This window comes from Pseudomonas sp. LBUM1678, assembly GCF_059695575.1.
The window spans coordinates 6,199,777-6,211,329 of sequence record NZ_CP166775.1 but is presented as its reverse complement, the minus strand read 5'-3'; the positions used below and the strand labels follow the sequence as shown (position 1 = coordinate 6,211,329).

At 58.6% G+C, this 11,553-nt stretch carries 12 protein-coding genes; 3 read left to right on the top strand and 9 right to left on the bottom strand.

Annotation, left to right across the window (positions count from 1 at the left end; all coding sequences use genetic code 11):
• Window positions 1–210 precede the first annotated feature (210 nt).
• The gene (gene rpsU / locus ACA070_RS28355; protein ID WP_002551877.1) at window positions 211–426 is read right to left on the bottom strand and encodes a 30S ribosomal protein S21; all 216 of its coding nucleotides are present in this window, start codon (window positions 424–426) and stop codon (window positions 211–213) included.
• Between the two features lie 199 nt (window positions 427–625).
• Between rpsU and tsaD the strand changes: the two genes are divergently transcribed.
• Window positions 626–1,651, top strand: a complete 1,026-nt coding sequence (gene tsaD / locus ACA070_RS28350; protein WP_497449190.1) for a tRNA (adenosine(37)-N6)-threonylcarbamoyltransferase complex transferase subunit TsaD — start codon at window positions 626–628, stop codon at window positions 1,649–1,651.
• A 23-nt stretch (window positions 1,652–1,674) separates the two neighbouring features.
• Here the strand turns inward: tsaD and plsY are convergent, their stop codons facing one another.
• The gene (gene plsY / locus ACA070_RS28345) at window positions 1,675–2,244 is read right to left on the bottom strand and encodes a glycerol-3-phosphate 1-O-acyltransferase PlsY (protein WP_461977249.1); all 570 of its coding nucleotides are present in this window, start codon (window positions 2,242–2,244) and stop codon (window positions 1,675–1,677) included.
• 74 nt (window positions 2,245–2,318) lie between these two features.
• Here plsY and folB point away from each other — a divergent pair, with 74 nt between their 5' ends.
• Window positions 2,319–2,675 carry a dihydroneopterin aldolase gene (folB, locus tag ACA070_RS28340; RefSeq protein WP_008051601.1) on the top strand — a complete coding sequence of 119 codons (357 nt, stop codon included), beginning with the start codon at window positions 2,319–2,321 and terminating at the stop codon, window positions 2,673–2,675.
• On the top strand, window positions 2,666–3,184 hold the full coding sequence (gene folK / locus ACA070_RS28335; RefSeq protein WP_497449189.1) for a 2-amino-4-hydroxy-6-hydroxymethyldihydropteridine diphosphokinase: 519 nt from the start codon (window positions 2,666–2,668) through the stop codon (window positions 3,182–3,184). The genes folB and folK overlap by 10 nt, the downstream gene beginning before the upstream one ends.
• A gap of 97 nt (window positions 3,185–3,281) precedes the next feature.
• Here the strand turns inward: folK and ACA070_RS28330 are convergent, their stop codons facing one another.
• The 7 genes from ACA070_RS28330 to apaG all read right to left on the bottom strand — a co-directional run bounded on the left by ACA070_RS28330 (window position 3,282) and on the right by apaG (window position 11,453).
• Window positions 3,282–4,511, bottom strand: a complete 1,230-nt coding sequence (locus ACA070_RS28330) for a multifunctional CCA addition/repair protein (RefSeq protein ID WP_497449188.1) — start codon at window positions 4,509–4,511, stop codon at window positions 3,282–3,284.
• Window positions 4,512–4,574: 63 nt separating this feature from the next.
• Complete coding sequence (locus ACA070_RS28325) at window positions 4,575–6,137, bottom strand: SpoVR family protein (protein WP_497449187.1); 1,563 nt, start codon at window positions 6,135–6,137, stop codon at window positions 4,575–4,577.
• Entirely contained in the window at window positions 6,134–7,405 is a 1,272-nt protein-coding gene (locus ACA070_RS28320) for a YeaH/YhbH family protein (RefSeq protein ID WP_010467159.1), read from the bottom strand. Before ACA070_RS28320 ends, ACA070_RS28325 begins: the two co-directional genes overlap by 4 nt.
• Before the next feature lie 204 nt (window positions 7,406–7,609).
• Window positions 7,610–9,532 carry a PrkA family serine protein kinase gene (locus tag ACA070_RS28315; protein WP_140671623.1) on the bottom strand — a complete coding sequence of 641 codons (1,923 nt, stop codon included), beginning with the start codon at window positions 9,530–9,532 and terminating at the stop codon, window positions 7,610–7,612.
• A 296-nt stretch (window positions 9,533–9,828) separates the two neighbouring features.
• The gene (glpE, locus tag ACA070_RS28310) at window positions 9,829–10,158 is read right to left on the bottom strand and encodes a thiosulfate sulfurtransferase GlpE (RefSeq protein ID WP_010467161.1); all 330 of its coding nucleotides are present in this window, start codon (window positions 10,156–10,158) and stop codon (window positions 9,829–9,831) included.
• Window positions 10,159–10,191: 33 nt separating this feature from the next.
• Window positions 10,192–11,073 carry a symmetrical bis(5'-nucleosyl)-tetraphosphatase gene (locus ACA070_RS28305; RefSeq protein WP_497449186.1) on the bottom strand — a complete coding sequence of 294 codons (882 nt, stop codon included), beginning with the start codon at window positions 11,071–11,073 and terminating at the stop codon, window positions 10,192–10,194.
• Complete coding sequence (apaG, locus tag ACA070_RS28300; RefSeq protein ID WP_497449185.1) at window positions 11,073–11,453, bottom strand: Co2+/Mg2+ efflux facilitator ApaG/CorD; 381 nt, start codon at window positions 11,451–11,453, stop codon at window positions 11,073–11,075. The genes ACA070_RS28305 and apaG overlap by 1 nt, the downstream gene beginning before the upstream one ends.
• Window positions 11,454–11,553 lie beyond the last annotated feature (100 nt).

The window sequence follows — 11,553 nt, the reverse complement described above, 5'->3', positions numbered from 1 at the left end:
GGAATCAGTAGGTGTGCTCGTCAGTAGCCTTGGAAGGCTCGTCAGAAAAGACGTGCACCGCTGGCAAAAGAGCCAGGTCTGACGCTGTGAAGCAGGTTTGTCTTGGTCGCGTCTGCGGCTTTGACGGTGAAGCATCAAGCGTTTTCCGCAAATGCCATTAGCCCGGCTGAGGGCCGGGCTTGGCAGAAGCTTGCTACGAACGTCTGTGTATTAGTACAGACGAACGGCGCGGCGCTGTTCGCGCTGTACTTTCTTGGCGTGACGCTTAACAGCGGCTGCTGCTTTACGTTTACGCTCAGAAGTAGGCTTCTCGTAGAATTCGCGGCTACGAACTTCAGCCAGTACACCGGCTTTTTCGCAGGAGCGCTTGAAACGACGCAGAGCTACGTCGAAGGGTTCGTTCTCTTTTACTTTGACGGCTGGCATCCAGAGCTACCTTCATTCATTACCGGGGTCAACATCCTCGTGGCAAAAGAGCACTTGAAGACGTCGGTTTTTAAGGGTTGCGGATGTTAACTCCTCATCGACCGGAATGCAAAGCCTCTGATCGAAAACCGCTAGTCGGGGCATCCCATGGCGACTATTATGCGCGCCTTCGAATTCAGCCTAAACAAGGCGCAAACCCATGCTAGTACTGGGATTAGAAACCTCCTGCGACGAAACCGGTGTCGCATTATATGACAGCGAACGCGGCCTGCTGGCCGACGCGCTGTTCAGCCAGATAGACCTGCATCGCGCCTATGGCGGCGTGGTGCCGGAGCTGGCTTCGCGCGACCACGTCAAACGCATGCTGCCCTTGATCCGTCAGGTCTTGGCCGAAGCTGACTGTGTGCCGACCGAGATCGACGCGATCGCTTATACCGCGGGTCCTGGCCTGGTCGGTGCCTTGCTGGTGGGCGCCTCCTGCGCTCAGGCGCTGGCCTTCGCCTGGGGCATTCCGGCGCTGGGTGTGCACCACATGGAAGGTCACTTGCTGGCGCCCATGCTGGAGGCGCAACCACCGCAATTCCCGTTCGTCGCTTTGTTGGTGTCGGGCGGTCATACGCAGCTGGTTCAGGTCGACGGGATCGGTCACTACACGCTCTTGGGCGAGACCCTCGACGATGCCGCCGGTGAAGCGTTCGACAAAACCGCGAAGATGATGGGCCTCAATTATCCGGGCGGTCCGGAAATCGCAAAACTCGCCGAGCGGGGCGTTGCAGGACGTTTTACCTTTCCGCGTCCGATGTGCGACCGCCCGGGCCTGGCTTTCAGCTTCAGTGGCTTGAAAACCTTCGCCCTGAACACCTGGCAACAGAGCGTCAGCGCCGGGGACGACAGCGAGCAAGCCCGTTGCGACATCTCGCTGGCGTTCCAGCAGGCCGTGGTGGAGACTTTGACCATCAAGTGCAAGCGCGCCCTGAAACAGGCGGGCATGAAGCGTCTGGTGATCGCTGGAGGCGTCAGTGCCAACAAGGCGCTGCGCACTTCCCTGGAAAAAATGCTCGGCGACATGAAAGGCGATGTGTTTTATGCCCGTCCTGAGTTCTGCACGGACAACGGCGCGATGATTGCGTTTGCCGGTTGCCAGCGCTTGCAGGCCGGTCAGCACGAAAGCCTGGCGATCAGCGTGCAGGCGCGTTGGCCGATGGAGCAACTGTCGGCGCTGTAATGAGCGGTACTCATGTCCGGTATTTAAAAATGCCGTTCGCGCCCGGCAAACAGGTCGCGTAGATTGCCGCGATGACGCCAGACGATCAGCCCTGTGAGTGCGCTCATGGGCAGCAGTGCTGCCGGTTCCTGCCAGGCCAGCAGCGGCAGGGTCAGCGGCGTGGCGATCAGCGCGGCGAGTGAGCTGGTGCGGGTCAGGTAGAACGTCAGCAGCCAGGCGCAGACCGCCAGCAGTGCGGCGGGCGGGTACAGGCCCAGCAGCATTCCGGCAGCGGTGGCGACACCCTTGCCACCGCGAAAGCGGAAGTACAACGGGAACAGGTGACCGATGACGGCACAGACGCCGATCCAGGCCTGTTCCTGCAGCGAAAGCCCCGCAAGGCCTGCGATCAGTACCGGCAGCAGGCCTTTGCAGAGGTCGCCGATCAAGGTCAGGATGGCGAGCTTCTTGCCGGCCAGGCGCAACATGTTGGTGGCGCCGGCATTGCCCGAGCCACTCATTCGCGGATCGGGGTTACCGGTCAGGCGGCTGAGCAAAATGGCGAAGGACAGAGAGCCGAGCAGGTAGGCGAGGGTCGCCAGTAACCAAAACATGCTAACTATTCCGGGCGAGGACGCCCTGATTCTAACGGCGCATTGCGCCCTTGTCGTGCAGCGGAGAAAAGTGCTTGGACAGAGTGTTTATCGAGGGCCTGGAAGTCGACACCGTGATTGGTGCCTACGACTGGGAGCGAGGCATCCGACAGTGCCTGCGACTTGATCTGAGCTTCGCTTGGGACAATCGCCCGGCCGCTGCAGGGGATGACCTGACCCTGGCGCTCGACTACGCGAGCGTTTCGTCACGTATCCAGGCGTTTGCCGAGCAGGCGCAGTTCCAGCTAGTCGAGACTTTTGCCGAGCGTCTGGTCGAAGTGTTGATGAGCGAATTCAAGATCACCTGGATGCGTCTCAAGCTGACCAAGCCTGGCGCCGTCCCGGCGGCCACCGGTGGCGTGGGCGTGGAGATCGAGCGCGGATGTCGCTGACTCAGGTGTATCTCGGGCTCGGTAGCAATATCGAGCGCGAAACCCATTTGCAGGCTGGCCTCGACGCCCTGGCAGGGTTTTTGGTGGATATTCATTGCTCGGCGGTGTTCGAAAGCCAGCCAGTGGGGATCAAGAGCGGCCCGTTCTTCAATTTCGTGGTCTCGGCATACACCGATCTGCCGCTGATGGAGCTGGACCGTCGATTGAAATTCATTGAGGCGGACAATGGCCGTTATGCGCCCGACCGCAAAGGCTTGCCGCTGGATATCGACGTGCTGCTGTTTGGCGATCTGGTGGGCAATTTCGACGGATTGATCCTGCCGCGGGCAGAAATTCTGAAAAATGCCTTCGTGCTGTGGCCGCTGTCGCTGATTGCACCGGACAGAGTGCACCCAGGCGTAGGCAAAAGCTTTGCGACGTTGTGGGGCGAGGCGCAGATTGATCAGGTGTTGGCGCCGGTGGCGTTCGAGTGGCGCGGAGAGCAGCTGACACCTTCGAATTTGTTGTGAGGCGGATGACGCCTTCGTCGGAACGCCGCCCGGAGCAAGCCCGCTCCCACAGGTTTTGCAGCGATCCTGTAGGAGCGAGGCTTGCCCGCGAAGCTTTTCAGCCAGACTCCGCCTCTTTGTAAACCTTCAGCGCCTTGAGCCGCTCACGTTTGATCGCCTCACCCAGCTCCGGCCCCTTGAATCCCTTCTCCAGCAACGGCTGTACCGCCACACTCCGGGCCGCAGTTGCCGCCCCGCGCAAATAGTGCGCCTGTGGATAACTTCTCTGCTCTAGACCTTTCCGGCCCCGCGCATCCATCTCACACGCCGCAATGAACTCTTCAAATCGCTGAGGCCGACGGTAAACGTCAAAACTCTGCAACAACTCCAGCAAAGTCGAGGGTTTCAACTCCAGGGCGCGGTGGCCATGGGTGTGATATTGGCCCACCAGCAAGGCCAGTTCCTGACAATCCTTCGGCGCCTTGAAGCGTTCATTGACCGCTTTGATCAGCTTCAGGCCCATGTGTTCATGGGCGATGTGGCGTGGCCATTCCTCCTCGGGGGTCAATCCTTTGCCCAGATCATGCAGCAGGCACGCCCAGCGCACTGTCAGCGGTTGTTTGTGCAACGCCGCTTGCTCGAGCACGCTCAAGGTGTGCACGCCAGTGTCGATCTCCGGGTGATGGACTTCCGGTTGTGGCACGCCAAACAGGGCGTCGACTTCCGGCATCAACACCTTGAGCGCGCCACATTCACGAAGCACTTCGATGAACACCTGTGGCTGATCTTCCATCAGCGCACGGGAAATCTCTTTCCAGCTGCGTTCCGCAGTCAACGCCTCCAGTTCGCCTGACTCGCTGAGTTGACGCATGAGCTCCAGTGTTTCAGGCGCGACAGTGAAACCCAACCCGGCATAGCGGGCAGCGAAGCGTGCAACGCGCAAAACACGGAGCGGATCTTCGGCGAACGCGGGGGAAACGTGACGAAGTACGCGAGCTTCAAGATCGCGCTGGCCGTGGTACGGATCGGTCAGGTTCTGTTGATCGTCTTCGGCCATGGCGTTGATCGTCAGGTCGCGACGGATCAGGTCTTCTTCGAGGGTGACTTCGGGGCTGGCGTGAAAGGTGAAGCCGCCGTAACCGCGGCCACTTTTGCGTTCGGTGCGGGCGAGGGCGTATTCCTCACCGCTCTTGGGATGAAGAAATACCGGGAAGTCAGCACCCACGGGGCGATAGCCCTTGGCGAGCATTTCTTCGGTGGTGGCACCGACCACGACCCAGTCGATATCGGTGACTGGCTTGCCCAGCAGGCGATCGCGTACCGCACCGCCAACTTTATAAATCCGCATAAAAAACCTCCGTTAGCCCGACAGAATAACCTTTGCGTCGAACTTCCGGAGGCAGAAACAGGATCAAAGATGGATGACGGCCAGGTCCAACCGGCCGTAATCCCCTTCGGCATGTTCACTTCTGGGGGGGACGTGATGGACTTTCATCACCTGGTCGCCTTGCAGGGTTTCCAGGTGAATGTCGAAGCCCCAGAGGCGATGCAGGTGTTTGAGCACCTCCTCGGTGGACTCGCCCAGCGGTTTGCGGTCATGTTGCTGATGACGCAGGGTCAGAGAGCGGTCGCCGCGCCGATCGATGCTGTAGATCTGCACGTTGGGTTCGCGATTGCCGAGGTTGTACTGGGCCGCCAGGGTTTCACGGATGATCCGGTAGCCCGGCTCATCGTGAATCGCCGGCACCAGCAGATCGTCCTTCTGGTCGTCATCGAGAATGCTGAACAGTTTCAGGTCGCGGATCACTTGGGGTGACAGGTATTGGAGGATGAAACTCTCATCCTTGAAGCTGCTCATGGCGAATTTGATGCTCGACAGCCAGTCGGTGCCAGCAATCTCGGGGAACCAGCGGTAGTCCTCTTCGGTTGGGTGTTCACACATGCGCCGGATGTCCCGGTACATGGCAAAACCCAGGGTGTAGGGGTTGATGCCGTTGTAGTAGGGGCTATCGAAGCCGGGTTGATAGACCACGCTGGTGTGGGATGTCAGAAACTCCATCATGAAGCCGTCGGTGACCAGCCCTTCGTCATACAGGTCGTTCATCAGCGTGTAGTGCCAGAACGTGGCCCAGCCTTCGTTCATCACCTGGGTCTGGCGTTGCGGGTAGAAATACTGGGCGATCTTGCGCACGATCCGGACGATTTCCCGCTGCCACGGTTCCAGCAGCGGGGCATGTTTTTCGATGAAGTACAGGATATTTTCCTGAGGTTCGGCGGGGAAGCGGGCGTTGTCCTTGTCGCTGTACTTGTCCGCGCCTTTTGGAATGGTCCGCCACAGATCGTTGATCTGTTTCTGCAAATGCTCTTCCCGATCCTTCTGCCGACGGCGTTCTTCTTCAGCCGATATAGGGTACGGGCGTTTGTAGCGATCGACCCCGTAGTTCATCAATGCGTGGCAGGAATCCAGCAGGTCTTCCACCGCATCGATACCGTGGCGCTCTTCGCACTGCATGATGTACTGCTTGGCGAAGACCAGGTAATCGATGATCGAACTAGCATCAGTCCAGGTGCGGAACAGGTAGTTGCCTTTGAAAAAGCTGTTGTGCCCGTAGCAGGCATGGGCGACGACCAGCGCCTGCATGCAAATGGTGTTTTCTTCCATCAAATAGGCGATGCACGGGTCGGAGTTGATCACGATCTCGTAGGCCAGCCCCATCTGCCCACGGCTGTAAGACTTCTCGGTGCTGAGGAAGTGTTTGCCGTAGGACCAATGGTGATAACCCAGCGGCATGCCGACGGAGGCGTAGGCGTCCATCATCTGCTCGGCGGTGATCACTTCAATCTGGTTGGGATAGGTATCCAGGGCATAACGAGCCGCCAGACGACTGATTTCTTTGTCGTAAGCCTGGATCAGCTCGAACGTCCACTCGGAACCGGTGGAAATGGGGTGGCGCTTCTGCTCTTTGGCGGTCATGTCACTAACCTGCGCTGGAAGAGTTCACGGAAGACCGGATAGATATCCCCGGCCGAGACCAGTTGCTGCTGGGCAAAAGTGTCAGAGAAGGCTTCGGCAATGCGCTCGTACTCGAACCACAAAGCCTGATGTTCGCGCGGGGTAATCTCAACGTAAGTGTAGTACTGCACGAACGGCATGATCTGGTTGATCAGAATATCGCGGCAGATCGGCGAGTCGTCGTTCCAGTTGTCGCCGTCGGACGCCTGGGCCGCGTAGATGTTCCACTCATTGCTCGGATAACGCTCGGCCATGATCTCCTGCATCAGTTTCAAGGCGCTGGAGACGATGGTGCCGCCGGTTTCCCGGGAGTAAAAGAACTCTTCCTCATCCACTTCGCGGGCGCTGGTGTGGTGGCGGATGAACACGACGTCGATCTTGTCGTAGTTACGCTTGAGAAACAGGTACAGCAGGATGAAGAAGCGCTTGGCGATGTCCTTGGTCGCCTGGGTCATGGAGCCGGACACGTCCATCAGGCAGAACATCACCGCTTTGGAGCTTGGGTTCGGCTGCTTGATGAGCAGGTTGTACTTGAGGTCAAAGGTATCGAGAAAAGGTACGCGGTGGATACGCGCACTGAGTTTTTCGATTTCAGCTTCGATTTCCTGAATATCGCCGAAGTTATCCGGTTCATCCCGCTTTAGTCGCAGCAGTTCCTCTTTGGCTTCGCGCAATTTTGCCCGGCTGCTGCCGGACAGTGCGATTCGCCGGGCATGGGCTGAGCGCAGAGTTCGGATGATGTTGATTCGCGACGGGTTGCCTTCGTTGCTGATCCCCGCGCGCACGGTCTTGAAGGTGTCGGTCCCGGTCAGGTTGCGCTTGACCAGGTTCGGCAGCTCGAGGTCCTCGAACATGAATTCGAGAAATTCTTCCTGGGTGATCTGGAAGACGAATTCGTCCATCCCTTCGCCCGAGTTGCCGGCCTTGCCCGGACCTCTGCCGCCGCCACCTCCAGGTGGGCGTGCGATGTGCTCGCCGCTGGTGAATTCCTTGTTGCCGGGGTGCACGACCGTCTGCTTGCCACCGCGTCCGTGGTGAAGCACCGGCTCGTCGATGTCGCGGCCAGGGATGCTGATCTGTTCGCCGTGTTCCATATCGGTAATGGAACGCCGACTGACCGCCTCTTCGACGGCTTTCTTGATGTGATCACGATATCGCCGCAGAAACCGCTGACGGTTCACCGTGCTCTTGTTCTTGCCATTGAGACGTCGGTCGATCACATAGCTCATGACTGCTCCTTAGAAGCTGTCCTGAAAGGGGCGAGCGGTTATGCAGCATCGTGCCGAGTGCCAAGGGATGTTCACGCTCCCCCAAGCGCTTTGGATGCTGCCTGAACCTCGCTTCCAACTTTCGAACACCTTCCAGAGGCCTGTGTAACAGAAAAAGCGCACACAGGTCTCTGGCTGACGACAACCGGTCTGACCGGCAGCGGGTTACTGTGATTTTCTGACCCGCAGGTACCACTCGGACAGCAGTCGTACCTGTTTGTCGGTGTAGCCCCGCTCGACCATCCGTGTGACGAAGTCGTTGTGCTTCTGCTGGTCCTCTTTGCTGGCCTTGGCATTGAAGCTGATGACCGGCAGGAGATCCTCGGTGTTGGAGAACATTTTCTTCTCGATGACCACCCGCAGTTTTTCGTAGCTGAGCCAGGTCGGGTTCTTGCCATTGTTGTTAGCCCGGGCGCGCAAGACGAAGTTGACGATTTCGTTGCGGAAATCCTTCGGATTACTGATGCCGGCCGGTTTTTCAATTTTCTCAAGCTCTTCGTTCAGCGCGACGCGGTTGAGGATTTCGCCGGTCTCTGGATCGCGGTACTCCTGATCCTGAATCCAGAAGTCGGCGTACAGCACGTAGCGATCGAAGATGTTCTGGCCGTACTCGCTGTAAGACTCGAGGTAGGCAGTCTGGATCTCCTTGCCGATGAATTCGATATAACGCGGTGCCAGGTACTCCTTGAGGAAGCGCAGATACCGTTCGCGGGTCTCGGCCTGGAATTGTTCCTGTTCGATCTGTTGTTCCAGCACGTAGAGCAAGTGCACCGGGTTGGCGGCGATCTCGTGCGGATCAAAGTTGAAGACCTTCGACAGGATCTTGAACGCAAACCGGGTCGACAGACCGTTCATGCCTTCGTCTACACCGGCGTTGTCGCGGTATTCCTGGATCGACTTGGCTTTCGGGTCGGTGTCCTTGAGGTTCTCGCCGTCATACACACGCATCTTGGAGTAGATGTTGGAGTTTTCCGGCTCCTTGAGGCGTGAGAGCACGGTGAACTGGGCGAGCATTTTCAGGGTGTCGGGCGCGCAGTGAGCCTTGGCCAGGGAGCTGTTGAACAGAAGCTTGTCATAGATCTTCACTTCGTCGCTGACCCGGAGGCAGTACGGCACTTTGACGATGTAGATCCGGTCGATGAAGGCTTCGTTGTTCTTGTTGTTACGGAAGGTGTGCCATTCCGATTCGTTGGAGTGAGCCAGCAGGATCCCGGTAAACGGAATCGCCCCGAGGCCTTCGGTACTGTTGTAGTTACCTTCCTGGGTGGCGGTCAGCAATGGGTGCAGCACCTTGATCGGCGCCTTGAACATTTCGACGAATTCCATCAAGCCCTGGTTGGCCCGGCACAGCGCGCCCGAATAGCTGTAGGCATCGGCGTCGTTCTGTGGGTATTCCTCCAGTTTGCGGATATCGACCTTACCCACCAGCGCCGAGATGTCCTGGTTGTTCTCATCGCCCGGTTCGGTCTTGGCCACCGCGATCTGATTGAGGATCGACGGATAGAGTTTCACCACGCGGAACTGGCTGATGTCGCCGCCGAATTCGGCCAGGCGCTTGGTGGCCCATGGCGACATGATGGTATTGAGGTAGCGCCGCGGAATACCGAAGTCTTCTTCGAGGATCGCGCCATCTTCAGTGGCGTTGAACAGACCCAGCGGCGACTCGAATACCGGCGAACCCTTGATGGCGTAGAAGGGCACTTTCTCGATCAGCTGTTTCAGCTTCTCGGCCAGGGACGATTTACCGCCACCGACGGGGCCGAGCAGATAGAGGATTTGTTTCTTCTCTTCCAGGCCCTGAGCGGCATGGCGGAAATACGACACGATCTGGTCAATGCATTCTTCCATCCCGTGGAAGTCTTCAAAGGCCGGATAGCGGCGGATTACCTTGTTGGAGAAGATTCGCGACAGTCTCGAGTTGGCCGAGGTGTCGAGCAGCTCCGGTTCTCCGATGGCCAGCAATAAACGCTCGGCGGCGGAGGCGTAGGCGCTGCGGTCCTGTTTGCACAGCTCAAGATACTCTTGCAGCGAGAGTTCTTCCTGGCGTGTGGACTCGAAGCGTTGTTGGAAGTGGCTAAAGATACTCATGACGTCACCTCGCTCGATACGTGGAGCCGACGCCGGATCATTCAGTCGATGCTGGCAGCAACCGGATATGCAGTTGCTGTTTACCCCCCAGAACTCTTTCGGAGCTGACTACCCCGAAAGCTACTCCCGATGACCCGCGCGCCGGTGTACCGGCTCTCCCCTGTTTTGGATGGCCTGCGCTTAAGGATAGTTGGGAATTCGGGAGGTAAAGGCGAGATACGTAATTAGTTGTGGCAGACCGTTCGTCTGCCACCGCGCGAGCCCGCGGGGGCCGGGGCTTGCACGTTACAAAAAAATTATTCGGACGTGCCTTGCGCCGTTTCCGCAGGATAAGTCGTACGCCACAGCTCAAAACCGCCATCCATGCTGTACACGTCGGAGAAGCCCTGGCTGATCAGGTAAGCGGCGGCGCCCTGGCTGGAATTGCCGTGATAGCAGACCACCACGGTGGGTGCATCCAGATCGGCAGCCTGAATGAAGGCATGCAGAGAATGATTGTCCAGGTGCTTCGAGCCGCTGATGTGCAGCGCGGCATAGGTAGCAGGATCGCGGACATCGACCACCACTGCGCCTTGTTCACGCAGGGCTTGTGCCTGTTCTGGGGGGATGCGTTTGAATTCGCTCATGGCGGGCTCCTGTGGCTCGGCTGAAAGCGCAGTCTAGCGCTGGGCGCTGGCTGACGTTTGTTCGGGGATGGAGGGGGCGACTGGCGGTAAGGTGTGGCCATGTTCGTCGCATTTGCACAGCAGGCGTTCACCGGTATCGACGTTCATCAGGGTCATGGAGCCGCCCCAGACACACCCGGTGTCGAGCGCGAAGACGCCTGGCTCATCACACTGGCCTTCAAGGGCCGCCCAATGACCGAAGATGATCCTCAGGCCCTTGGTCTTGCGATCCTTGTGCTTGAACCATGGCGCATAACCCGGCAGGGCGGTATCGATGCCTTCCTTGCCCTTGAGGTCGAGTTTGCCCTCGCTGGTACAGAAACGCATGCGGGTGAAATAGTTGGTGATCACGCGCAGACGGGTCACGCCTTTGAGGTCGTTATCCCATTTCACCGGTTCGTTGCCGTACATGCCGTCAAGGTAGGCCGGGAAGCGGTTGTCATCGCGCAGGGCTTCTTCGACTTCTGCTGCGCATTTCAAGGCTTTGCGCAGCGACCACTGTGGCGGGATGCCGGCGTGGACCAGGGCGATGTTGCGCTGTTCGTCGTAGTGCATGAGCTTTTGCTGACGCATCCACTCCAGCAGTTCCGGGCAATCGGGTGCGTCAAGAATCTCGCGCAGGGTGTCGGCTTTCTTCAGGCGTTCGATGTTCTGCCCGGCCGCCAGCAAGTGCAGGTCATGGTTGCCGAGCACGCACACCAGCGATTCGCGAATGCTATAGAGGAAGCGCAAGGTTGCAAGCGACTGCGGGCCACGGTTGACCAGATCGCCCACCAGCCACAGACGATCCTTTGCTGGGTCGAAGGCGACTTGTTTGAGCAGGCATTGCAGCGGCTCAAGGCAGCCTTGAAGGTCGCCGACGGCGTACGTCGCCATCAGTGCAGGGCTCCGGGCACCGCCAGGCGGAAGGGAGCGATGACGGCGTCAAAATGTTTGCCGTCGTCGGCGACCATCGCATAAGTGCCTTGCATCGTGCCGACCTTGGTGGTCATGACGGTGCCGCTGCTGTAGGTGTGGTTTTCACCGGCCTGGATCAATGGCTGCAAGCCCACGACACCTGCACCCTTGACCTCCTCGACATGCCCGTCACCATCGGTGATCACCCAGTGCCGCGACAGCAGTTTGGCCGGCAGCTCGCCATTGTTGTGCACGGTAATGGTGTAGGCGAAGGCAAAGCGGTTGTGCTCGGGTTGCGATTGTTCTGCCAGATAGCGGGTGACGACGCTGACGTCGACCTGATAACGAGGATCGGACATGCAAGAGGCCTTAAAAACGAAGCGGGACGCGGGGCGTAGCTGATTGAGTTCAGTCTAGGCCAAGTATCGGGTAGTAAACCAGACATGGGCGCTGGTGTCC

Coding starts and splice junctions, on each gene's coding strand:
- rpsU (WP_002551877.1), bottom strand. CDS start 426: ATGCCAGCCGTCAAAGTAAAAGAGAACGAACCCTTCGACGTAGCTCTG.
- tsaD (WP_497449190.1), top strand. CDS start 626: ATGCTAGTACTGGGATTAGAAACCTCCTGCGACGAAACCGGTGTCGCA.
- plsY (WP_461977249.1), bottom strand. CDS start 2,244: ATGTTTTGGTTACTGGCGACCCTCGCCTACCTGCTCGGCTCTCTGTCC.
- folK (WP_497449189.1), top strand. CDS start 2,666: ATGTCGCTGACTCAGGTGTATCTCGGGCTCGGTAGCAATATCGAGCGC.
- ACA070_RS28330 (WP_497449188.1), bottom strand. CDS start 4,511: ATGCGGATTTATAAAGTTGGCGGTGCGGTACGCGATCGCCTGCTGGGC.
- ACA070_RS28325 (WP_497449187.1), bottom strand. CDS start 6,137: ATGACCGCCAAAGAGCAGAAGCGCCACCCCATTTCCACCGGTTCCGAG.
- ACA070_RS28320 (WP_010467159.1), bottom strand. CDS start 7,405: ATGAGCTATGTGATCGACCGACGTCTCAATGGCAAGAACAAGAGCACG.
- ACA070_RS28315 (WP_140671623.1), bottom strand. CDS start 9,532: ATGAGTATCTTTAGCCACTTCCAACAACGCTTCGAGTCCACACGCCAG.
- glpE (WP_010467161.1), bottom strand. CDS start 10,158: ATGAGCGAATTCAAACGCATCCCCCCAGAACAGGCACAAGCCCTGCGT.
- ACA070_RS28305 (WP_497449186.1), bottom strand. CDS start 11,073: ATGGCGACGTACGCCGTCGGCGACCTTCAAGGCTGCCTTGAGCCGCTG.
- apaG (WP_497449185.1), bottom strand. CDS start 11,453: ATGTCCGATCCTCGTTATCAGGTCGACGTCAGCGTCGTCACCCGCTAT.